Here is a 22,868-nt window from a genome sequence, read left to right as displayed (position 1 = left end):
AACACGATGCATATTCTCATTATCGGAGCGGGAGGAATGATCGGCCAGAAGCTTGCTGCCACCTTGGCGCGCAGCGGTTCCCTCGACGGCCGAGCGGTTACGCGCATGACGCTCGTGGATATCGCGCCGCCGCCGGTACCCGCCGGCTTCTCCGGCCCGGTGGAAGCGCTGGCTGCCGATATTTCCGAAAGCGGCGCAGCGGAAGCCCTGGCGGCTCGCCGGGCCGACGTGATCTTCCATCTCGCCGCGATCGTTTCCGGCGAAGCCGAGCGTAATTTCGAACTCGGCTACCGGGTCAATCTAGACGGCACGCGATCGCTGTTGGAAGCGATCCGCCGGGAAGGAAGCCGCCAAGCCTATGTTCCCAGGTTCGTATTCTCCTCGTCGATCGCGGTCTATGGCTCGCCGTTTCCCGATCCTATTCCCGACGATTACGTGCTGGCGCCTCTCACCAGCTACGGAGTCCAGAAGGCGATATCCGAGCTTCTGCTTGCCGACTATTCGCGGCGCGGCTTTATCGACGGCGTCGGAATTCGGTTGCCGACCATCGTGATCCGGCCGGGTGCGCCGAATGCCGCCGCATCGGGATTCTTTTCCGGAATCCTGCGTGAACCGCTCGCAGGCCAGCGGGCTGTTCTTCCGGTCGAGGAAACGGTCAAGCACTGGCTGGCAAGCCCGCGTTCCGCCATCAAGTTCCTGATCCATGCTGCGACGCTCGACACGGCGGCGCTGGGTGTCCGGCGCACGCTCACCATGCCGGGCGTCGCCGCCACCGTTGCCGACCAGATTGCCGCCTTGCGCCGTGCTGCCGGTCCCGAGGCGGCGGACTTGATCGATCGTCGCCGGGACGAGGTCATTGAAGGGATCGTCGCCGGATGGCCGAAGTCCTTTACGCCCGAACGCGCCACGCAACTGGGTTTCGTCGCCGAAACCACGGTGGACGAGCTGATCGAGGTCTACCTCGCGGAAGATGCTCCGGGTGCGTCCGGATGAGATTGGGCTGGGCTAAAACCGCCCCATAGGAGGAGAGTACCGCCTGGGTACGCCCGCATATGCGGGATTGCAGCGGCAGAAGGACTTGAGGAGATAAGGCCGCCGGCAAGATATACGAAAATACGAATACATAGCATGTAGCGCTCGATTTCTGGGAGGAGTGGGTATGGCAGGCGTTCAATTCGCGGATGTGCGGAAATCATTCGGGGCATTTCCGGTCATCAAAGGCGTCGATATCGACATTGCAGACGGGGAATTCGTGATCCTGGTCGGCCCGTCGGGTTGTGGAAAATCCACTCTTCTGCGGATGCTGGCGGGACTTGAGAATATTTCCGGCGGCGAGATCAAGATCGGCGGGCGCGTGGTCAACACGCTGCCGCCCAAGGACCGCGACATCGCCATGGTGTTCCAGAACTATGCGCTCTATCCGCATATGACGGTACAGGAGAACATGGGCTTCTCGCTGATGCTGAACAAGGCGCCGAAAGCGGAAGCCGAGAAGCGGGTGAAATATGCCGCCGGCATCCTCGGTCTCGACAAATTGCTCGACCGTTATCCGCGCCAGCTTTCCGGCGGCCAACGCCAGCGTGTCGCCATGGGGCGGGCGATCGTCCGCGATCCGGAAGTCTTCCTGTTCGACGAACCGCTGTCCAACCTCGATGCGAAGCTGCGCGTCGCCATGCGTGCCGAAATCAAGGAACTGCACCAGCGGCTGAAAACGACGACGGTCTACGTCACCCATGACCAGATCGAGGCCATGACCATGGCCGACAAGATCGTCGTCATGCATGACGGCGTCGTCGAGCAGATCGGCACGCCGCTCGAGCTTTACGACAAGCCCGCCAATCTCTTCGTTGGCGGCTTCATCGGCTCGCCGGCGATGAACATGATCAAGGGCAGGCTCGATCCTGAAAACCCCACAAGTTTCAAGGCGCCCGACGGCACGGCGCTCCCGGTTTCCAATCCGCCTGCCGACGCCCTGGGCCGCGACCTCGTCTACGGGCTTCGCCCGGAATACATCCTGCTCGATGCCAATGGCCTGCCCGGTGAAATCGTGGTGATCGAGCCGACCGGCTATGAGACGCATCTCATCCTCAGGCTCGGCGGCAGCGACCTCAGCTGCGTCTTCCGCGAACGCGTCAGCGCGCGGCCGGGCGAGACCCTGCGCGTTGCGATCGACGCCGCGCATGTTCATCTCTTCGATGCCGAGAGCGGCCGGAGATTGACCGACTGACGCCGTCCGGCGGCTGCGCGGGGCGGAGGAGCCCCGTCGCCCGCAGGCCGGCAGCACCCCGTTTCAGGGATGCAAGGACCGTCGTTCACCAAGCGGGAGGTGAATGGCGGGGAGTTCGCACCCGCTTTTTGATGAGGAGGAATATCATGAGGTTTAAGAGACGTGACTTTCTTGCCGCCTCGGCTGCCGTAGCCGGCGCCGCCGGCCTCGGCATCCGGCCGACCTTCGCGCAGACCGAACCGACCTACACGCCGGAAAGCGGCGCCAGCCTTCGGCTGCTGCGCTGGACACCCTTTGTCAAGGGCGACGAGGAGGCATGGCTTGCCAACACCAAGAAATTCACCGAAGCGACCGGCGTCGAGGTGCGTATCGACAAGGAAAGCTGGGAAGATATCCGCCCGAAGGCGGCCGTCGCGGCCAATGTCGGCTCCGGCCCGGACCTCATCATGTGCTGGTTCGATGACGCCCACCAGTATCCCGACAAGCTGGTCGACCTGACCGAACTCGCCAACTATCTCGGCAACAAGTATGGCGGCTGGTATGACGGTGTGAAGGGCTATGCCGCGCGCGGCGACACCTTCATCGCCATGCCGCTGGCGGCAATCGGCAATGCGGTGGTCTATCGCGACACTCACGTGAAGGCAGCCGGCTTCAGCGAGTTCCCGAAAGACACGGCAGGCTTCCTCGAGCTTTGCAAGGCGATGAAAGCCAAAGGCACGCCGGCCGGCTTCCCGCACGGCAAGGCCGTCGGCGACGGCAACAACTACGCCCATTGGCTGCTTTGGAGCCACGGCGGCAAGATGGTCGACGAAGGCGGCAAGGTGACGATCAACAGCCCGGAAACACTTGATTCGATCAACTATGCCAAGCAGCTCTATGCGACCTTCATTCCGGGCACGGAAAGCTGGCAGGACGTCAACAACAACCGAGCCTTCCTCGCGGGCCAGGTGTCGCTGATCGCCAACGGCGTCTCGGTCTATTACACGGCCAAGAACGACCCGAAGCTCGCCGAGATCGCCAAGGACATCCGCACGACGAATTTCCCCGTCGGCCCGGTTGGCCAGAGCGTCGAGCTTTTCCAGACGAGCTCACTGCTTCTCTTCAAGCATACGAAGTATCCGGAAGCGGCGAAGGCCTACATCAAGTTCATGATGGAAGCCGACCAGATGAATGCCTGGATCCAGGGCTCCAGCGCCTATTGCTGCCAGCCGCTCAAGGCTTTCGCCCAGAACCCGATCTGGACCTCCGACCCGATCCACGCGCCTTATGCACGTGCCTCGGAAAAGCTGCGTCCGAACGGCTATGCCGGCCCACTCGGTTATGCCTCGGCAGCGACCATGGCCGATTACGTTCTGGTCGACATGTATGCGGCCGCCGTCACCGGCCAGATGTCGCCCGAAGATGCGATGAAGGAAGCTGAACGCCGGGCAAACCGCTACTATCGCGTCTGAGCCGCGCTTCAAAGCAAGCGGCATGCCGACTTCGGCATGCCGCAAGCACTCTGCGAGTTCAAAACGCAATCTGGAGATAAGCAATGTCGATGGTGAATCCGGAGGATAGACGCGGGCCGATCTCTTCGCTCCTGCAGAATAACAATGTGCTCGGCTTCCTGTTCATGTTGCCGGCGGCAGTGTTCCTCGTCTGCTTTCTCACCTATCCGCTGGGGCTCGGCGTATGGCTCGGCTTCACCGATACGAGGATCGGCCGCGACGGCATCTTCATCGGGCTGGAGAACTACCAGTTCCTGATGGACGACAGCGTCTTCTGGCTGTCGGTCTTCAACACCATTCTCTATACCTCCGTCGCCTCGGTGCTGAAATTCGCGCTCGGCCTCTGGCTGGCGATGCTGCTCAACCAGCATCTGCCGTTCAAATCCTTCTTCCGGGCAATCGTGCTGCTTCCCTGGGTGGTGCCGACGGTGCTTTCGGCGCTGGCCTTCTGGTGGATCTACGATTCCCAATTTTCGATCATCTCCTGGTCGCTGATGCAGCTCGGGCTGATCAGCGGGCCGATCAACTTCCTCGGCGACCCCATCAATGCGCGCATATCCGTCATCATCGCCAATGTCTGGCGCGGCATTCCCTTCGTGGCGATCTCGCTGCTTGCGGGGCTGCAAACCATTCCAGCGTCGCTGCAGGAGGCCGCCTCGCTCGATGGCGCCACGAGCTGGCAGCGTTTCCGCTATGTGACGCTGCCGATGTTGACGCCGATCATCGCCGTTGTGATGACCTTCTCGGTGCTCTTCACCTTTACGGATTTCCAGCTCATCTACGTGCTGACCAAGGGGGGACCCGTCAACGCGACGCATCTGATGGCGACGCTATCCTTCCAGCGCGGCATTCCAGGCGGTCAACTCGGCGAGGGTGCGGCCATCGCGGTCGCCATGGTGCCCTTCCTGCTCGGCGCCATCATGTTCAGCTTCTTCGGCCTGCAACGGCGCAAATGGCAACAGGGCGGCCAGGATTAGGGCCAAGTTATAGCCAAATTGGGGTTAGGGAGAGTGACGATGTCGATAAATTCAAACGCCGCCGATCAGGTCGTGACCGACAATGCCGAAGGCATGAGCTATCTGAACCGCCTGCCGAGGCGGATCGTGATGCTCTACCTGCCGATGGCCGTCTTCGTCGTCGTGCTGCTCTTCCCGTTCTACTGGATGGCGATCACCGCGGTGAAGCCGAACGATCAGCTGACCGACTATAACAACTACAGCCCCTTCTGGGTCGTGGGAGCGACGCTCGATCACATCAAATACCTGTTCTTTGAGACATCCTATCCGGGCTGGCTGTGGAACACGATGCTGGTCTCGGTCTGCTCCACCTTCCTCTCGTTGGTGGCGTCAGTCTTCGGCGCCTATGCCATCGAGCGCGTCCGCTTCACAGGCTCGCGTTCGGTCGGCCTCGTCATCTTCCTCGCCTATCTCGTGCCGCCGTCGATCCTCTTCATCCCGCTTGCCTTCATCGTCTTCAAGCTCGGGATCTACGACTCGCGGCTGGCGCTGATCTTCACCTATCCGACCTTCCTCATTCCCTTCTGCACCTGGCTGCTGATGGGCTATTTCCGGTCGATCCCATTCGAGCTGGAGGAAAGCGCGCTGGTGGACGGCGCCAACAGATGGCAGATTCTCACCAAGATTATCCTGCCGCTCGCCGTGCCGGGGTTGATTTCAGCTGGCATCTTCGCCTTCACGCTGTCCTGGAACGAATTCATCTATGCGCTCACCTTCATCCAGTCGTCGGAAAACAAAACCATCCCGGTCGGCGTGCTGACCGAACTGGTGCGCGGCGACGTCTTCGAATGGGGAGCGCTGATGGCAGGCGCACTGTTCGGCTCGCTCCCGGTGGTCATCCTCTACTCGTTCTTCGTGGACTACTACGTCTCATCGATGACCGGGGCGGTGAAGGAGTGACAGTCTACCGCGGACACGCTGCTGCTTCCTGCAGCAGTTGCGACTGCTTGTTACCGTGCGCAGGAGGAGTGTCCGCAAAATGGGATCAGGCGCCTTCCCATCATGTATCGAAACCTCGTCTTGCCGAGATCGAATAATTGTAAATTGCCGCGTAGATGGTCGATACGAGCAGCGGAAATGCGATGGTCTTGAGTATTTCCGGTGTGCCGGTTGCTGTATGGATTGCCACGAGAATGCTGGCTGAGCCGAGACAAGCTATGAGAGGCGGTGCCCAAAATCGTGCGGATCCGACGAAGCGTTTCGAAAGCCAGTCGATCACAGATTTCAGGAAAAGCGTCAGGCAGGCGGATATCGTACCCTGCACAAGGCCGGCATAGAGCGGCAATGGCATGGCGTGCGCGCGATTGGCGAAAACCGCCCAGCTGCCCATTGCCAAAAAGGCGAAGAGAACATGGACAACGCCGCTGCGGAGAAGCCGGTGCAGGATATTCGGCATCACACCACCCACCCGTGGCGTACAAGATGGCGCAACAGGGTCAGAGCCTGTTCTTCATCGCGGCGCGCAATATATCGTTGATCCGATCCTGCCAGCCGGGGCCATCTTCCTGGAAAAAGGCAAGGACATCACTGTCGATCTTGAGCGAAACAAGCTCCTTGGTATTCGGCAGCGCCGGCCGCTCAACAGCTTGTTCCGGCTTCTTCTTCGCGGGTTTGAACAACGCTTCGGCAGCATCCATTGGATTGACAGATCTGCGGGGCGGGTTTGCCATAGTTGCCACTTTCTATTGCCTGTCGGAACGACATATGAGCGGCATACGGGATGTCGGCCGCTTCGTCGACTATATATCTTGTTTTACGACACGGGGATTTAGCCGACCTGCTCGATCGCCAGCGTGCCGGCGGCGGAAACCACTGTCCTTGCGCTTCCGGTCTTTCGCCTCGGTGAGCGCGTAAAGCCATCGACCATGATCGGGAATCGGCTTCACAAGGTTTGCATTGCCGGCAGGTTCTGGATGCCAGACCTGCCGACAATCTGACCGTCAATCAGCCTTTTTGCGATACAGCAACGTCATGAGCGCGAGGACGCATCCCAAAACTCCGACCGATGCGAAGATGTAGAAGTTCCACTGCGGAGCCAGGCCTGCACCCAGAACCGCACCGCCGATGGCCGGTCCTATCATGCCGCCAATACGGCCGATGCCGAGCGAGAAGCCAAGGCCGGTTCCACGGATCTCGACCGGATAGAGGTTTCCAACGAGAACGTTGGCGAGGATCTGCGTACCGATCGTTCCCGTACCGGCAAGTGCGACGAGACCATAGACCTGGAGGCCCTGATCCACCTGCGTCAGCAACCAGATCGAGCAGGCTCCGAGAAGAAACATCCCTGCCACGACAATTTTGACGTTTCCGCGGTCGGCAATCCTTGCGCCGATCAGAAGGCCGACGGCGGCGCCGAGATTGAGCGTTACGGAGAAGAGGAGGGCAGAACCGAGGTCATAGCCCATCTTGTTCATGATGGTCGGAAGCCAGTTGACCATGCCGAATGTGAGCAGAAGCGAACAGAAGTGAATGCCCCATGCGTTCAATGTCGGCAGCAGGCGACCTTCGGAAAACAGTGAGCGGATGCCCACCTGGCGTGACGCAACGGGCCTGGCTACAGGGTCGGGCAGCCCGTATTGGTTTGCGATCTGGTTGGCTTCGGTCTGGCGGTTCTTCGTTGCCAGCCATTCGGGGGACTCGGGGATCAGGCGGATGAAGAAGGGCAGAAGCAGGATCGGTGCGCCGCCGATGATCATCAGTGGACGCCATCCGTATTTCTGTATCAGCAGCATTCCGAGGACACCCGAGATGATGCCGCCGGCCAGATAACCCAGAAGAGCAATCGAATAGGCCATTGCCTTCCGTTTCGGCGGAGAAAACTCGATGATTAGAGCGGTTACCGTGGGAAAAAGAGCTCCAAGGCCCAGGCCGGCGAGAAAGCGTGTTCCCTCGAAAACGAGAAAGTTCGGCGCAAGACCGCTGCCGATCATCATAACGGAAAAGCTCAGCAGACTGCCGATGATGACCTTGCGACGACCTATCCTGTCAGCAAGTGTTCCGGCAACGAGAGCGCCCAGCAGCATACCGAACAGGGTGATGGAGGCGGCGCGTCCGACCATGCCCGGCGTCAGGCCCCAGCTGGCTTCACCGAGCAACGCCGGTGCGACTGCGCCGTAAACGATCAGGTCATAGCCGTCGAACAGGATCAGCAGACCGCAAAGGGCGATGATGATATTCGGGCTGCGGACGCGTTCGTTGATAATAGCGAGATCTTGTATGGCCAATTTTCCCTCCCCATACATTTGCGTACAGGAAGTACGTTCCTGCCAGCGGCAGGTCCGCGTCGATCCGTGTACAAATCCTCCTGGATCGTTGCCGGCGTGGTTCCTCCCAGCGCCAGACTCACCCGCAAACGGGCTATGTCAAGACAACGATGACACGCTATTAAATACTTGCGAATAAAATATTTGCAACTGCAAACTTTTCAGCTTGTAACTTTTCCCTTTCCGGACATTGCCGGCAGGTTGCTGTGCATGCGGCGCAGCGCCTTCTTCAGTGCTGCGACCTCCTCGTCCGACATGTCCTGAACCGCGGTGCGTTCAAGCTCGACGGCAAGCGGCATGAGCCTTTCCGTCAGCGCCTCGCCCTGCGGGGTCAGCCTTACGATGACGATGCGGCCATTATCTTCCGGACGTGTTCGCGACACCAGCTTGCGCTTGGCCAGTGTGCCGACGAGGCGCGAAAGCGTCGAAATCTCGACAGAGACGACGTCGGCGAGATCTCCCAGGGTGCTCTCCCGGCGCTCCTTGAGCATGGCCAGAACCCGGTACATCGCCACGCTGAGATTGTCTTCGGCGATTCTCTGCGCGAATACCTCGGCTATCCGCACGCCGGCGCGATTGAGAAGATACGGAACGGAATCGGTAAGTTTGTACATGTCTCTGTCTGCTGGCGGGATTCGGCTTGCTGGAGGCTCTCTCCGACATGCACCTAAATGACCGGGATGACAACACGATTGGCTTCAGCCGCAGAGAACGGCTGGGCAGATCAAGCATTTCTGCCTAATTTTTAAATTTGCATTGACAACAATTGCAAATGCAATAATTTGGATAGCAAGGAGACACGGGAGGAAATCATGTCTGCCACTGCTGCCCTCGGCATAGCGCCGCCCCCCGCACCGATCAGCGATGCGTTTCGATCGACCATGCGCCGTTTCCCGGCGACGGTGACGGTCATTTCTGCTTGTCGCAACGGTGCGGATCATGGAATGACGGCAACGGCCGTCACATCACTTTCGATGGATCCGCCATCTCTCATCATCTGCCTGAACAATCGCACCTACCTGCATGACATGCTGCTCGAGGTGCCGGAATTCGCAGTCAGCATTCTGACCGACAGGCAGGCAGCAGTATCGGAAGGTTTCAGCGGCAAGATTGCGCCTGAGCGTCGGTTCGACGCTGCCGATTGGGTTCGCCATGAGCGCGGCATGATGGTGCTGGAGACCGCTCATGCCTCGGTTGTCTGCCGCCGCATGGGCGCAGTTCCCTATGGAACGCACACGATCTTCATCGGGCAGGTCGTGGATACCCGCCATGCCGAAAACACGATCGCGCTGATGTACGAGAATTCGAAATATTGCGCGCCACTGCACGCGCTCCCTGCATCCCAGAACTGAAGGTAGTTTCATGAACAATACAGCCGCCCTGTTTCCCGCCTCGGCGCGGGTCAAGACCGCATGTCTTGCAGATCGCATCGCCCCGGTGCTGGACGAAATCCGTGCCGGCGCGCGCGATACCGAAAAATCCGGCCGTGTGCCGGCGCGCTCTATCGAGCTGCTGCGCTCCGCCGGCTATTTCGATATCGTCAAGCCTGCCCGTTTCGGTGGCGAGGAAGGATCGTTTGCCGAACTTGTCGATGCAAATATCCAACTGTCGTCGGCCTGTGCCTCCACCGGCTGGGTTGCCGGCCTCCTTTCCGCGCATCAATGGCTGCTTGCCATGTTCGATGAAAGGGTTCAGCAGGACGTGTGGGGCAGCAATCCGGATGCGTTGCTCTGCGGCTCCTATGCGCCGGTCCGCATGGCGGAACGCGTCGACGGTGGTTTTCGGCTATCCGGCGATTGGGCCTTTGCGAGCGGATGCGAAAATGCCCAGTGGGCGCTCTGTGCGGCAATCATTCCGCCAAGCGGCGAGGGGGAGCGTCCTGTACCGGCGTTCCTTCTGGTTCCTGCCAGCGACTATGCAATTGCCGAGACCTGGGACGTGGTCGGCCTTGCGGGCACCGGCTCAAAAAGCCTGATCCTCAAGGATGTCTTCGTTCCGGAATACCGCATGCTGAGCTTTCCGGATGCGACTTCCGGCAGAACGCCGGGCGGACGTGGCTACAAAGGTATCGGCCTTTTCAACATTCCGCTGCTCATGGGGGTTCCGTTCTGCCTCGGCAGCGCAGCCGTCGGTGCGGCGAAGGGCGCACTGGAGAGCTATATCGACCACATGGGAGCTCGTGTGACACGTGGTGCAGTGGCCGGCGGCAACAACAAGATCGCCGAATTTCCGACGATCCAGCTTCGCGTGGCGGAAGCCTCCGCATCCGTGGATGCCGCCCGCGAAATCATTCTGCGCGATATTGCCCGGGCGCAGCAACTGGCCCAGGCCCGCGAGGATGGCGCGGGCGAGATCACCGAAGAAGATCGGATTCTCGCCCGTCGTAGCCAATCCTTTGCGGTCAGCCTCGCCCTTCGGGCCGCGGAAGCACTCAATGCATCGACAGGCGGCCTCGGCCTCCAGATGTCCAACCCCGTCCAGCGGGCATGGCGCGATGCAAATGCAGTCGGGCGCCACATTTCCATGAACTGGGATGCCGTGGGCACCATGGTCGGCCAGCAGCTGCTCGGTCTTCCGCCCAAGGGACAATTCTGATCCGCCATCCCTATTATTTCGATTCAAGACAGGAAAGAGAGCATATCGTGCAAGGCAAGATCGCGCTTGAAGAACATTTCGCCATTCCCGAGACGCTGCAGGATTCGGCTGGGTTCGTGCCGGGCGATTACTGGACGGAACTGTCCGCCCGTCTTCTGGATATCCAGGACAAGCGTCTGCGGCTAATGGATGCCCACGGCATCGAGAAAATGATCCTGTCGCTGAACGCTCCGGCCGTGCAGGCAATTCCGGATAAGGCAAAGGCCCTGGATATTTCCCGACGCGCCAACGACTTTCTGGCGGAGCAATGCGTCAAGAACCCGAACCGTTTCCTGGGATTTGCAGCTTTGCCCCTGCAGGATCCGGATGCGGCTGCGCAGGAATTGCAGCGCTGCGTGACGACGCTCGGTTTCGTCGGCGCACTGGTCAATGGCTTCTCGCAAGAAGGTGACGGAACGACGCCGCTTTACTACGACCTGCCGCAATATCGTCCGTTCTGGGCGGAAGTCGAAAAACTCAACGTTCCCTTCTATCTGCATCCGCGCAACCCGTTGCCGCAAGATAGCCGGATCTATGCTGGCCATTCCTGGCTGATGGGTCCGACATGGGCGTTCGCGCAGGAGACCGCTGTTCATGCGCTGCGCTTGATGGGGTCCGGCCTGTTTGACGAACATCCGGCTTTGCGGATCATCGTTGGTCACATGGGCGAGGGCCTGCCATACATGATGTGGCGCATCGACAACCGGAATGCGTGGGTCAAGGTGGAAAAGAACCATCCGGCCAAACGCCCGATTGCCGATTATTTCAACGAGAATTTCTACATCACGACGTCGGGGAACTTCCGCACGCAATCGCTTATCGATGCTATGCTGGAAATTGGCGCGGACCGAATTCTGTTCTCGACGGACTGGCCATTCGAGAACATCGACCATGCTGCAAACTGGTTCGACAGCACGACCATCTCCGAAGCCGACCGTCTGAAGATCGGTCGCACCAACGCGGTTTCACTTTTCAAACTCGATCGATAGCATGGTTGCACCTTTCAGATACACGGCCAGCGCGGCCCAGGTCTTCTTCGGGAGCGGCTCGTTGAACCGTCTCGCCGAGGCGATTGCAGGACAGGGCGGCAAGCACGCCCTGATTCTTTCAACCCCGCACCAGAAAGCGGAGGCTGAACGCATCGCCGCTTCCCTCGGCCCGCTTGCGGCGGGACTATTCCACGATGCAACGATGCATACGCCGGTCGATGTGACCGAGCGCGCAATGGCGGCATACAACGCAGCCGGCGCCGATTGCGTCGTCGCGATCGGCGGCGGATCGACGATCGGTCTCGGCAAGGCGATCGCCTATCGCAACGACGCGCCACAAATCGTGGTGGCGACGACCTATGCGGGGTCGGAGGTTACACCGATCCTCGGCCAGACAGAAAACGGGCAGAAGACGACGGTCCGCGGACCCGAAATCCTGCCCGAAGTGGTGATCTACGACCCGGAATTGACATTGGGATTGCCGGTCAACATCAGCGTCAGCAGCGGGCTCAATGCAATGGCGCACGCGGTCGAAGGTCTCTATGCGCAGGATCGCAACCCCATTTCGTCAATGATGGCGGTCGAGGGCCTGCGTGCGCTGAAGCAGGCTTTACCCGAAATCGTCAATTCACCTGGGGACATCGAGCCGCGAAGCGAAGCGCTTTACGGTTCCTGGTTGTGCGGCACGGTGCTCGGAGCCGTTGGCATGGCCCTGCATCACAAGCTTTGCCATACGCTGGGCGGTAGCTTCGATCTGCCGCATGCGGAAACCCATGCGGTCATTCTTCCCCATTCTGCCGCCTACAACGCCGCAGCCGCAGCGGATACGCTAAAGCCCGCTGCCGATCTTTTCGGCGGCTCGCTGGGCAACGGTCTTTATGATTTTGCCGCTTCGATCGGCGCCCCCCTGGCGCTGCGCAATCTGGGTATGAAGGAATCCGATCTGGACCATGCGGCGGAACTCGCCGCCCGGAACCCCTACTGGAACCCGCGCCCGATCGAACGGAAAGCGATCCGGGCTTTGTTGCAAAGCGCCTGGGAGGGCGCGCGGCCGCGTTAATGCCTTAGGAGGATGGCCACGTGCCTGAATATTTCACCGAAGAGAGATCCGTGGAAGCCGTCAACTCGCGGATGGGGCAGGACATTAATCCGCGTCTTACCGAAGTCATGGCGTCGCTTGTCAAGCACCTACATGCCTTTGCCAAGGATATCAGCCTCACCCAGGCGGAATGGGAGCTGGCCATCGGCTTCCTGACCCGTACCGGCCATCTCTGTCATGACGAGCGACAGGAGTTCATCCTGCTCAGCGATACGCTTGGCTTGTCGATGCTGGTGGACGCAATCAACAACCGGCGTCCGCCGGGCGCCACGGAAAATACCGTGTTTGGACCTTTCCATGTCGAAGGCGCGCCCATACGGCAGATGGGTGAAAACATCTCTCTCGACGGCAAGGGCGAGAGCTGCCTCTTCATCGGGCGGGTGCTTGATCTTAATGGCAATCCGATCGAGGGTGCCCGGATCGACGTATGGTCGGATAATTCCGATGGCTTCTACGACGTCCAGCAGCCGGATATCCAGCCGAAGTGGAACAACCGGGGCATCTTCGTGACCGGCGCAGATGGCGCCTATAGCTTCGTCGGCATAAAGCCGGTTTCCTACCCGATCCCGGATGACGGCCCGGTCGGCCAGATGTTGGCGTCCCTCGGCCGCCATCCCTACCGTCCTGCCCATACTCATTACCTGATCACGGCTTCAGGTTATCAGAAGCTCGTCACCCACACATTTGTCGGCGACGATCCCTATCTGGAATCCGATACGGTATTTGGGGTGAAAAACAGCCTTGTCGCGCCTTTCGACCGGGTCGATCGTCGGACAATCTGGCGTTCCGATTTCGATTTCGTGCTGACGCCGGTGGAGAATACACAATGATCGTCGCCCGCTACGCGGTATCCGCCCCCGGCAAGGCTGCCGAACGCTCCCGATTGCTCGATGAGCACAGGGCCTATCTGCATGGCGCGGCGATCCGCATCCTTCTTTCGGGACCTTCCGCACCGCCGGCGGCAGGCAAGGGTTCCACCGCAATCGTGATCGCGCAAGTCGAAACGCTCGCCGAGTTCGAGGCGTTCAGCGCAGGAGATCCCTTCGTGCGCTCCGGTGTTTACGGGAGCGTCGATATATTCGAATGGCGGCCCAGTTCTGGGCTTCTTCTGGAGAATCTCTGATCAGCATTTTGACCTGCTGAGAGTGATGAAGTCTATAGCATGATGCCGAAAACGGTGAGCGGCTTTCGGATCTAACTATTTAATTGAGAACAGGATTCAGACTTTAGGTCATATCGAAGACAGCGGCGTTGTCCTGAACCTCGCGCAGCCCCTTGTACGAGGCATGGCGGAGATTGCCGTCATCCGTCCAGCCGCGAAACTCGATCTCGGCAATTAGCGTCGGTTGCACGAGGACGAGGCGCTTGCCCTTCAGGGGAACGACCGGCCGGCTCGTCTTCAATCGGTCGAGCGTCTTTTTCAGGTATTCAGCATCACTGGCACCGAAACCGGTTCCGACGGAGCCAACATAAATCCAGTCGAGGCCTCGTCTGCCGGCCAACAGCAGCCTGCCGATGCCGCCGCGGGCGGATGCCGACGGCTCATAACCAACGATCATGAAGCTCTCGCTCTGGACGCATTTGATCTTCAGCCAATCGCCCGTGCGGCCACTTCCGTAGGGCCGGTCGCGATGCTTGGCGATGATGCCTTCCAGATGACGATGGCAGGCGTGCTCGAGAAGATCTTCAGCCGGCAGGTCTATTTCTTCGGAAATTCGGATCGCCTGATCATCGCCGTCCGGTATCAGATCTTCAAGCAGGTGCCGGCGCACGTCAAGCTCGGTGCCGGCCAGATCGTGTCCATCGAGATAGAGAAGGTCGAAGGCGACGAGGATCGACTCGGTCGATACTCGCTTGCCGCCCCGCCCGCCGAGCGAGCGCTGCAGGGCGCCAAAATCCGATCGGCCATGATCATCAAGTACGACCGCCTCGCCATCGAGAATGGCGGTCGTCACTCCAAGCTTTTTCGCTGCGGCGGCGATGGTGGGGAAGCGGTGGGTCCAGTCATGGCCGCCGCGGGTGATGACCCGCACGCCCTTCGGCTCAACGTGGATTGCCAATCGATAGCCATCCAGCTTCACCTCATAGAGCCAATCCGGCCCCGCAGGCACAGTCGGCTTCAGCAGCGCAAGGCAGGGCTCGACGCGCGACGGCATTGGATCGAAGGGCAGGCTGGGCTGGTCGGGATCGCGCTTGCGGATCGGACGAGACTGCAGCGTTGAGTGAGATTCGTCGAGCAGGGGCAGTGGGCGGCGCGGACGCTTCATGATTAAGTCTGACGCCTCCCCGGGTTGTTTTCCGCGTCGACCGAGTTGCGCAGAACACTCATGATTCTGATGACATTGCTCGGTGCCGACCCTTGCTTTTCCCTGGTCTTGGGCTTTGCCCTGTACGGCCTTTTCATCTGCTTCTTCTTCGCTTCGATGGCAACAACGCGACTCAACCGAATCATTCGGCCGATTGTTCCGAGTCGAAACGAATCTCAATTCAAGGACGTGTCGATGCCTCCGGCCCGAAATCGCTGCCGGATCTGGATCGGCCGAGCAGTCGTCCCGGTGCGGCCTCAGTGACATCGAACACACTCCGGCCCGGCCCCGGCATCAGCAATCTTCAACGGGCGCTGTACTTCGCGTCAAGATCATCCATGGCCTTGACGTTACCGGCAGAGCGGCCGTTCTCGTCGAAGGTCTGGGCAAGAAAGGCGTCAGCGATCGACTTTGCAAGCTCCGTTCCGATGACGCGGGCTCCCATAGTGATGATTTGCGCATTGTTGGAAAGTGCTGCACGCTCGGCCGAATAGGTGTCATGCGTCAGGGCGGCACGGATGCCGGGAACCTTGTTGGCCGAGATGCAGACGCCGATGCCGGTGCCGCAAACGAGGATTGCCTTGTCGTAGGTGCCGTCGATGACGCCTGAGGCGACGCGGTCCGAGAGGTTGGCGTAGAAAGGATCGGCACCGGCGCTCGTGCGCGAGACTTCGTACACGTCGAAGCGGTCCTTCAGATGGTCGGCCAGAACCTTGGCGAGGCCTTCGCCGGCGCTGTCTCCTGCAATGGCAAGCTTCATTGTCTTTCTCCTCAGAGTTTGGCGGCGCATTTGGCCAGGATGTCGAGGTAGCCTTCGACATTCCAGGCCGAACGGCCGATGAAAAGCCCGTCGATATGCGGGCTCGAAATCAGTTCTTCGCAGTTCTGCGGGTTGACCGACCCACCGTAGAGGCAGGGGATCTTCCGGCCCAGCACAGTTTCGGCAACGGCGATGATTTCAGACTGGCGGGCATCCGCATAATCCGCAGTCGCCGGGATGCCCTTCTCGCCGATCGCCCAGACCGGCTCGTAGGCCAGCAGGATCTCGGCAGCCTTTTGGGCGCCCGAAAGTTTCGAAAGTGCGCCGCGCACCTGGGTCGCGAGGATGTCGGCGGCCTTTCCGCTTTCGCGGTCGGAAAGCGTCTCGCCAATGCAGATCAGCGGGATGAGACCGTGGCGAACGGCCGCTTCGGTCTTCAGACCCACAGTCGCGTCGTTCTCTCCAAAATGTTCGCGCCGCTCGGAATGGCCGAGCTCGACGAGATCGAGATTGCAGTCCTTCAGCATCACCGGCGAGACTTCGCCGGTCCAGGCGCCCTGGTCGGCCCAATGCATGTTCTGAGCGCCGACCTTCACCGAGGTCTTGGCAAGCATCGCCTTGACCTCGCGCACCGCCGTGAAAGACGGAATCACGAAGCGCTGGATACGTGGGTCGCGCGCGGCATCGGCAGCTTCTAGACCGCGGGCGAAATGCTCGGCTTCAGCAAGCGTCTTGTTCATCTTCCAGCTGGTGCCAATCCAGAAGCGCGGCTTTTCGGTCATGTCGGATCCTGCGTTGATGCAATGGTGAGCGTAATGCCCGCCTGTTCGAATTCCTCCAGGACAGCAGCATCCGGTGCGCTGTCGGTGATAATCGCGTCGAAGTCGGCCAGATCCGCCATGACATGCAGGGCGGTGTGGCCGATGCGCTGATGGTTGACCAGAAGGCAGGTCCTGGTCGACGAGGCGATCATCGCCCGCTTGGCACGCACGACGTTATCGTCCATGTGATAGGCGCGCCCGCCGCTGACGGCCGGCGTCGAGATGAAGGCGATGTCGGCCCTCAGTCGCGACAGTGCCTCCTCGGTGACAACGCCGAGATAGGCGTTGAATTTGGCCGAGTAGATGCCGCCGAGCGCGATCAGCGTGATGCCTGTTTCGCCTTTCAGCCGCTCCATGATCGCCGCGTTGTTGGTGATCAAGGTCAGCGGCCGCTTCTGCAGCAGCATTTCGCCGAGCACGGCCGCCATCGAGCCGTCGTTTACCATCACCGTCATTCCCGGCTCGACCAGTTCCAGCGCGGTCTCAGCCATTGCCAGCTTTGCCTCGCTGCCTTGGCGCTCGCGAATGCGGAAGTCGCTTTCGAACTGCGTTCCGGCGTCAATGGTCGCGCCGCCGCGAACCTTGCGCAGGATGCCGGCCTGCTCGAGATCGTCGAGATCACGATGGATCGTCATCTTTGACACGGTGAAGCGATCGGCAAGGTCGTCGAGATCGACGGTCTTGTTTTCGACGAGCAGGTTGACGATCAACTGCTGCCGCTCTTCCCGCCTCATCCCGCTCTCCACCCTCGTTTGATGTGAAGATAACGGAGTATGCGTGATAATCAACATTTATTATGTTATTTTGCGATCAAATATTGTTGTCTTTCCATCGCTACTTCAGCAGTGCCTGCGCGGTTCGCTCGTCGGTGATCAGCCCGAAAAGGCGGCGGCTATTCAGAATTGCCCGGATGGCCGACACTTTCGACTGTCCGCCCGCCAGCGCCACGAGCCGCTCTTTCTTGGTCTTGGGAAAAGACGCGGAGAGCGTGCGCGCCGTCAGCGCGGTGTCGAGGATATGGCCGTCGGCGTCGAAAAAATGTCCGAGGATTTCGCCGACGCCGCCTGCGGCTGCGATGTCGTCGATTTCACCGGGTTCGACCATGCCGGACAAGACGAGCTGCGCCTCGGCATCGACAGTGCCAAGGCCGACGAGCTTCAGATCGGCATTGTTGGCAAGATCGAAGACCTCCTTGACGGCACGCTGCGCCTTCAGCACTTCGCGATCCTCGCCGGTATTGGCGAAAAAGGGAACCGGCATGACATAGGCATGGGCGGCGGTCTTCTCGGCGATGCGATGCATCACATCATAGGGATTGGCGCCGTAGTTTCGTGTCAGCCCGCCAAGCAACGAGACGAAACGCAGGTTCTTCGCGCTGACCCTCGGCATATATTGGACGGCGGCGGAAAGCGTCCGGCCATGACCAAGGCCGATCACCGTATTGTCGCCGCGCTCGATCTCGCGCTTGAGATAGCCGGCGCCGGCATGGCCGAGTGCGCGCAGCGGCAAGCCTTCCTCGCCGAGATCAGGTGCGACCTCGCAATATTGAAGCCCGAACCGTTCCGAAAGCCGCATCTCCAGCTCGACGCATTCGACGATATCCCCGTCGATGGTGACTTTGACGACACCATCGGCGACCGCTCTGGCGATCAGGCGATGGGCCTTTACCGACGGCACGCCGAGGCGGCGCGCAACGTCGGACTGCGTCAGGCCACCGGCATAGTGAAGCCAGGCAGCACGCACGGCAAGCGTATCATCGGCGTCCGTCATCACGGCTCCTTTACGAAGGTCATGCGGCGATTCCGCCGTATCGCAGTGCTGCCTTTTAAAGATCTCCGCCTCAGATGTTCAAGTCGGCGACGCCGGTGTCGATATGCGGCGCCCAGAAGGCGACACTTTCGGCGATCTGCGGGATGACCTGGCGATCGTTCGGCTCGCGTTCCTTGAAGGAGAGTTCCAGGCAGATTTCATTGTCCTTTGCCCCACCGTCGGCCAGCGCCTGGAGAAGAGGCGCCGGCTGTATGCGGCCTTTGGCGTTGAATTCGGCGGTAAAGGGCCGGTGCCCGCCCTTGTCCATCAAGCTCTGTTTGATGTGGATGATCGGCGATACCGGCGGGACGGCGCGTGCCCAGGCATAGGGGTCGTAGTCATCGGGATCGGCGGAGGTGATGTCGCCATGATCGATATCCGCCATCATCCACATCGGGATGGCCATTCCGGCGGATGTCAGCCGCCCCTGCAGCGACAGGCAGGCGGCGATCGTCTCGCCGAACTCGCGGCCGATGCTCATCGGCTCCCAGAACATGTAGGAGAGGCCTGCAGCGCGCGCATGCTCGGCGACATCGGCCCAACATTCGATGGCGATCTTGATCTGTTCCTCGCGTCTGGCCGGATCGTCGAAGTCCTTATAGGTGAAGATCGCAAATTGCGTGCCGACCGAATGGCCGCCGAGATCGGCGGTGATGTCGGCAAAGGTCTTGAACCAGTCGACGTAGTAGCGGCGCACATCGGCATCCGGATGTCCGAAATGGTTGAGGCGCCCATAGGGGCCTGTCATGCCCGAGGTGACCCGTACGCCGGTGCGCTTCAGCGCAGCGCTCATCGTGCGCGTCAGCCGGCGGATCACCGGCGCCTGCCAGCTCGGATTGATGAATTCGTGGGTCAGTTGGAGGTCGCGGATCCGCAAATCATGCGCCACCGTGTCGATGAGGTCGTCTGGGTCCGCGAAGCGGTTGACCAGCGGATTGGTATTGAGCGAAAGGGTCAGCGGCATGGCAGCATCCTTCAGGCGGCGGCAAGGCGGGTTGAAGCAAACCACTCGCCAAAGGCCGCGCGCTCCGCTTCGTTCAGATGGAGGTAGTGTTTGGTGCGGCGATAGAGGATGTCCTCGGCCGTTTCGGCCCATTCCGTGGCGACGAGATAGCGGGCCTCGGCCTCATAGAGCTGTCCGCCGAAATGCCGCCCGAGCCCTTCCATGCCTGTCGCGCCGGCAACCACGTTCCTGGCGCGGGCGCCATAGAGACGGCCGTAGTGATGCACGAGCTTGCGCGGCATCCAGGGATAGATATCGCGCAGGCTGTTGGCGAAGCTCTCGTAGTCGGCATTCGGAATTTCGCCGCCCGGCAGCGGCGCTTTCTCAGTCCAGTCGCCTCCCATGTTCGGGAAGATGTGCTTCAGACGCTGCATGCCGCGTTCGGCGAGCTCGCGGAATGTGGTGATCTTGCCGCCGAAGACGTTGAGCAGCGGGGCGCCGCCTGTCTCGTCGAGATCAAAGACATAGTCGCGGGTAACGGCCGACGGGTTACCCTTGCCATCGTCAAACAGCGGACGCACGCCAGAGAAGCTGTGCAGCACATCGTGGCGACGCAGCTTTTCCTTGAAATAGCGATTGACCGCCTTGAGCAGATACTCGATCTCCGTCTCGTCGGCGCCAACATCCTCGGCCCGGCCTTCGTACGCGATATCGGTCGTCCCGATCAGCGCCTTGTCGCCCTCATAGGGATTGATGAAAATGACGCGTTTGTCGTGGTTCTGCACCAGATAGGCATTGGCGCCCGCCCAGAACTTCGGCACGATGATGTGGCTGCCCTTGACGAGGCGGACATTGCGGCCGGAGTTCGAACCGGCGACGCGATTGATGATGTCCATCACCCAGGGGCCGGCGCAGTTTACCAGACATTTGGCACGGAAGGTTCGCGTCTCTCCCGTGGAGTTGTTTTTCGTGACCACGGTCCAACCGCCATTCTCGCGACGGGCCGACACGGCCGGTGAGCGGGTCAGCACCAGAGCGCCGTTTTCCGCTGCGCTCAACGCATTCAAGGTCACGAGGCGGGCATCGTCGACCCAACAATCGGAATATTCAAAGCCGCGCGTGTATTGATCGAGGATCGGCGTGCCTTCCGGGTCGCGGAGCAGGTTGAGCGTTCGGGTCCCGGGCAGCTTCTTGCGGCCGCCGAGATGATCATAGAGGAAGAGGCCGAGCCGCACGAGCCATGCGGGGCGATCCTCAGGGCTGTGCGGCAGGACGAACCGCATCGGCCAGATGATATGCGGCGCGGCATTGAGCAGCACTTCACGCTCGATCAGTGCTTCACGCACCAGGCGGAATTCGTAATATTCGAGGTAACGCAGACCGCCATGCACCAGCTTGCCTGAGCGCGAAGAGGTTCCCTGTGCCAGATCGTCCTTTTCGCACAGCACGACCTTCAGGCCGCGGCCCGCAGCATCGCGTGCTATCCCCGCGCCGTTGATGCCTCCGCCGATAACGAAGAGATCCAGGAGTTCGGGTTCGGTCATGTCATGCTCCTTCGATGCCCGCTGCATCAGAATTACGCGCCGACCGGCGACGTCGTTGCGGCTTCGGCAAGCTTGTCCCAGGCGGGCGCCATTGCCTGGCGCACATCGGTATAGGCGGAAAAGAGCCGGTCGAACCGGTGGGCCTCGCTGGCGTCCGGTGTCTCCGGATCGCCGAGCAGCGGCGTCACCCAGTCGGCTATGCAATCGTCCATGCTGGAATAGACGCCGACAGCCACCGCCGCCATCATCGCCACGCCGGCCGCCCCCGTCTCCTCGCGGCGCGACTGGCGGATCGGCGCGTTAACGGCGGCCGAGAGTGAACGGCGAAGGGCGACGGAGCGTGTGGCCCCGCCCGTGACCCGCAGCTCTTCGGGCATCGCGCCCATCGCCACGTAGCAGTCGCGGGTGGCAAGCCCCAACCCTTCGACCACGCTGCGCAGCAGGTCGGGGAAGCGGTGACGCGTCGAAAGACCGGTGAAGCCCGCGCGCGCATTGGCGTTGACGAAAGGCCCACGTTCGCCTGCTTCGGAAATATAGGGATGGTAGAGCACCGCCCCCGGTCGGCTTTCTGCAAACCAGCCGTCGATGCGCGCAATGAGGTCTGCATGCGAAGCAGGCTTGCCCGCCTCGGCCATGAGATAGGCGGCGACATCAATGATCCAGTCGATGTTGATCGTGGCGCCCATATTCGTCTGGACCTGAGTGACGATGCCGGGGATGGGCAGGGCGATTACATAGCCGGTGCCCTCACGATTGAGCTGAACGTCGTCAACGGACTTGGCGCGTAGGTGCACGCCGGTCGAGCCGATCGTCGAGCAGGCGGCGTTGCGAGCGCCGCTGCGCACGCCTGCGCCAAGCGCCGTCATCACCATGTCGACATAACCGAGGCAGACCGGCGTTCCGGCAACAAGCCCGCAGGCCTTCGCCGCCTCCGACGTCAGCGGGTGGGTGGTCTCGCTGCCGTCGATGATTTCGGGCAGGAGCCCGCGTCTGTGGTCAAGACCCAGCGCCTCGATCACCACTGCATCATACTGGCGCGTTCTGAAATTGCCGAAGGTGAAACTTGCCTCCGATGGATCGGTTGCCCGCAAGCCTGTGAGGTTGAGATAGAGCCAGTCCTTGCAGTGCAGCGCCGCCTCCGCCTGATCGAGAAGGTCCGGCGTGAAGCGGTCCATATGGGCAAGTTGCGCACCCTGCTGGCAGGTGTTGAGGCCGGTGCCCGTCGCCTCGAAGCGGGCACGGTTCTGCGCTCCGCCGGCCAGCGCCGTAACCGTCGGCGCGGCGCGCGCGTCGAGCCACAGCCAGGCATCGGCGACCGGCATATTGCCGCGGCCGACGAGCCAGGTGCCGTCGCCCTGTCCGGTGACGGCGATGGCTGCCGTACGTGATGCAAGGTCGGGTACCTTTTCTCCGAGACCACGCAACGCGCTGGCGCAATCGAGCCAGGTCTGATCCAGCGACTGCGTTGCCGAGCCATCGTCTCCGGTGGTGTATCTGTTGCGAACGGAGGCCGTGGCGATCTGGCGCCCGGACAGATCGAAGGCGACGGCCTTGATGACCGAGGTGCCGGCATCTATGCCAATTATGATCTTTTCGGTCGATGTCATTGCAGGCCTATCTCGCCACCATCGCAAGCGCCGCGGCGGGCAATACGCGCATCAAATTCATCTGAAGTCCTCCCGATCGGCCAAACTCTCTGGGATGATCCATCCAACTGCCAAATTCAGCGCCCCATGGTCAACGGCAAGTGGGTCAAGCCCAGATCGAGCGCGCAGCCGAAACCTCCCTGATTTCCCTCAAAAATATAACACAAAGATATCATAATACCAGTAAGATTTTTCTAGCGATGTAATTTTTTTCATCTAAAATGGAAGACCAGGGAAGTTATGCCTGTGCCGCCGAACTCTTGGAGTGCGACACCGAAAACGGTAGCGCCCGCAATGCTCAGCATGCACAATGTTGATTTA

23 protein-coding genes are annotated in these 22,868 nt (G+C 60.6%); 11 read left to right on the top strand and 12 right to left on the bottom strand.

Annotated elements, in window-relative coordinates; translation table 11 throughout:
* Positions 1-6: 6 nt before the first annotated feature.
* The 5 genes from denD (at position 7) to A6U98_RS14105 (ending at position 5,633) form a co-directional block, all read left to right on the top strand.
* On the top strand, positions 7-993 hold the full coding sequence (denD, locus tag A6U98_RS14125; protein ID WP_064650716.1) for a D-erythronate dehydrogenase: 987 nt from the start codon (positions 7-9) through the stop codon (positions 991-993).
* Between the two features lie 166 nt (positions 994-1,159).
* A complete protein-coding gene (gene ugpC, locus A6U98_RS14120; protein ID WP_003550787.1) occupies positions 1,160-2,227 on the top strand; it encodes a sn-glycerol-3-phosphate ABC transporter ATP-binding protein UgpC in 1,068 nt (355 codons plus the stop codon).
* Positions 2,228-2,373: 146 nt separating this feature from the next.
* Entirely contained in the window at positions 2,374-3,678 is a 1,305-nt protein-coding gene (locus tag A6U98_RS14115; RefSeq protein WP_064650714.1) for an ABC transporter substrate-binding protein, read from the top strand.
* An 83-nt stretch (positions 3,679-3,761) separates the two neighbouring features.
* Positions 3,762-4,694: a sugar ABC transporter permease gene (locus tag A6U98_RS14110; RefSeq protein ID WP_064650712.1), complete on the top strand. Its 933-nt coding sequence runs from the start codon at positions 3,762-3,764 to the stop codon at positions 4,692-4,694.
* A 39-nt stretch (positions 4,695-4,733) separates the two neighbouring features.
* The gene (locus A6U98_RS14105) at positions 4,734-5,633 is read left to right on the top strand and encodes a carbohydrate ABC transporter permease (RefSeq protein WP_064650710.1); all 900 of its coding nucleotides are present in this window, start codon (positions 4,734-4,736) and stop codon (positions 5,631-5,633) included.
* Between the two features lie 100 nt (positions 5,634-5,733).
* Here the strand turns inward: A6U98_RS14105 and A6U98_RS14100 are convergent, their stop codons facing one another.
* The 4 genes from A6U98_RS14100 to A6U98_RS14085 form a co-directional block, all read right to left on the bottom strand.
* Complete coding sequence (locus tag A6U98_RS14100; protein WP_064650708.1) at positions 5,734-6,129, bottom strand: hypothetical protein; 396 nt, start codon at positions 6,127-6,129, stop codon at positions 5,734-5,736.
* Positions 6,130-6,169: 40 nt separating this feature from the next.
* Positions 6,170-6,403 carry a BrnA antitoxin family protein gene (locus A6U98_RS14095; protein WP_064650706.1) on the bottom strand — a complete coding sequence of 78 codons (234 nt, stop codon included), beginning with the start codon at positions 6,401-6,403 and terminating at the stop codon, positions 6,170-6,172.
* Between the two features lie 270 nt (positions 6,404-6,673).
* On the bottom strand, positions 6,674-7,975 hold the full coding sequence (locus A6U98_RS14090) for an aromatic acid/H+ symport family MFS transporter (RefSeq protein WP_197496392.1): 1,302 nt from the start codon (positions 7,973-7,975) through the stop codon (positions 6,674-6,676).
* A 182-nt stretch (positions 7,976-8,157) separates the two neighbouring features.
* Positions 8,158-8,610, bottom strand: coding sequence for a MarR family transcriptional regulator (locus A6U98_RS14085; RefSeq protein WP_064650702.1), 453 nt, complete (start codon positions 8,608-8,610; stop codon positions 8,158-8,160).
* A gap of 198 nt (positions 8,611-8,808) precedes the next feature.
* Between A6U98_RS14085 and A6U98_RS14080 the strand changes: the two genes are divergently transcribed.
* Genes A6U98_RS14080 through A6U98_RS14055 form a run of 6 tightly spaced genes read left to right on the top strand, consistent with a single transcriptional unit; the run spans position 8,809 to position 13,841 of the window.
* Positions 8,809-9,348: a flavin reductase family protein gene (locus A6U98_RS14080; protein ID WP_064650700.1), complete on the top strand. Its 540-nt coding sequence runs from the start codon at positions 8,809-8,811 to the stop codon at positions 9,346-9,348.
* A 10-nt stretch (positions 9,349-9,358) separates the two neighbouring features.
* Positions 9,359-10,591: a flavin-dependent monooxygenase gene (locus tag A6U98_RS14075; RefSeq protein WP_064650698.1), complete on the top strand. Its 1,233-nt coding sequence runs from the start codon at positions 9,359-9,361 to the stop codon at positions 10,589-10,591.
* A gap of 47 nt (positions 10,592-10,638) precedes the next feature.
* A complete protein-coding gene (gene tsdA / locus A6U98_RS14070; RefSeq protein WP_064650696.1) occupies positions 10,639-11,619 on the top strand; it encodes a gamma-resorcylate decarboxylase in 981 nt (326 codons plus the stop codon).
* A 1-nt stretch (position 11,620) separates the two neighbouring features.
* Positions 11,621-12,679, top strand: a complete 1,059-nt coding sequence (locus A6U98_RS14065; RefSeq protein WP_064650694.1) for a maleylacetate reductase — start codon at positions 11,621-11,623, stop codon at positions 12,677-12,679.
* Positions 12,680-12,699: 20 nt separating this feature from the next.
* Positions 12,700-13,548 carry a dioxygenase gene (locus A6U98_RS14060; protein ID WP_064650692.1) on the top strand — a complete coding sequence of 283 codons (849 nt, stop codon included), beginning with the start codon at positions 12,700-12,702 and terminating at the stop codon, positions 13,546-13,548.
* A complete protein-coding gene (locus A6U98_RS14055; RefSeq protein ID WP_064650690.1) occupies positions 13,545-13,841 on the top strand; it encodes a YciI family protein in 297 nt (98 codons plus the stop codon). The genes A6U98_RS14060 and A6U98_RS14055 overlap by 4 nt, the downstream gene beginning before the upstream one ends.
* 103 nt (positions 13,842-13,944) lie before the next feature.
* Here A6U98_RS14055 and ligD read toward each other — a convergent pair whose 3' ends face one another.
* The 8 genes from ligD to A6U98_RS14010 form a co-directional block, all read right to left on the bottom strand.
* Positions 13,945-14,985, bottom strand: a complete 1,041-nt coding sequence (gene ligD, locus A6U98_RS14050; protein ID WP_064650688.1) for a non-homologous end-joining DNA ligase — start codon at positions 14,983-14,985, stop codon at positions 13,945-13,947.
* 343 nt (positions 14,986-15,328) lie between these two features.
* On the bottom strand, positions 15,329-15,784 hold the full coding sequence (locus tag A6U98_RS14040) for an RpiB/LacA/LacB family sugar-phosphate isomerase (RefSeq protein ID WP_003562478.1): 456 nt from the start codon (positions 15,782-15,784) through the stop codon (positions 15,329-15,331).
* Between the two features lie 11 nt (positions 15,785-15,795).
* Complete coding sequence (locus tag A6U98_RS14035) at positions 15,796-16,566, bottom strand: triose-phosphate isomerase (protein ID WP_064650684.1); 771 nt, start codon at positions 16,564-16,566, stop codon at positions 15,796-15,798.
* On the bottom strand, positions 16,563-17,339 hold the full coding sequence (locus tag A6U98_RS14030; protein ID WP_064650682.1) for a DeoR/GlpR family DNA-binding transcription regulator: 777 nt from the start codon (positions 17,337-17,339) through the stop codon (positions 16,563-16,565). Before A6U98_RS14030 ends, A6U98_RS14035 begins: the two co-directional genes overlap by 4 nt.
* 100 nt (positions 17,340-17,439) lie before the next feature.
* Complete coding sequence (locus A6U98_RS14025) at positions 17,440-18,375, bottom strand: sugar-binding transcriptional regulator (protein WP_064650680.1); 936 nt, start codon at positions 18,373-18,375, stop codon at positions 17,440-17,442.
* Positions 18,376-18,445: 70 nt separating this feature from the next.
* Positions 18,446-19,378 carry a TIM barrel protein gene (locus tag A6U98_RS14020; protein ID WP_064650678.1) on the bottom strand — a complete coding sequence of 311 codons (933 nt, stop codon included), beginning with the start codon at positions 19,376-19,378 and terminating at the stop codon, positions 18,446-18,448.
* 11 nt (positions 19,379-19,389) lie between these two features.
* Positions 19,390-20,901, bottom strand: coding sequence for a glycerol-3-phosphate dehydrogenase (locus A6U98_RS14015; RefSeq protein WP_064650676.1), 1,512 nt, complete (start codon positions 20,899-20,901; stop codon positions 19,390-19,392).
* 32 nt (positions 20,902-20,933) lie between these two features.
* On the bottom strand, positions 20,934-22,508 hold the full coding sequence (locus A6U98_RS14010; protein ID WP_064650674.1) for an FGGY-family carbohydrate kinase: 1,575 nt from the start codon (positions 22,506-22,508) through the stop codon (positions 20,934-20,936).
* Positions 22,509-22,868 lie beyond the last annotated feature (360 nt).

Origin of the sequence: Rhizobium sp. WYCCWR10014 (assembly GCF_001657485.1) — a bacterium.
GTDB lineage: Bacteria > Pseudomonadota > Alphaproteobacteria > Rhizobiales > Rhizobiaceae > Rhizobium.
This window is presented reverse-complemented; position numbering and strand designations above follow the sequence as displayed.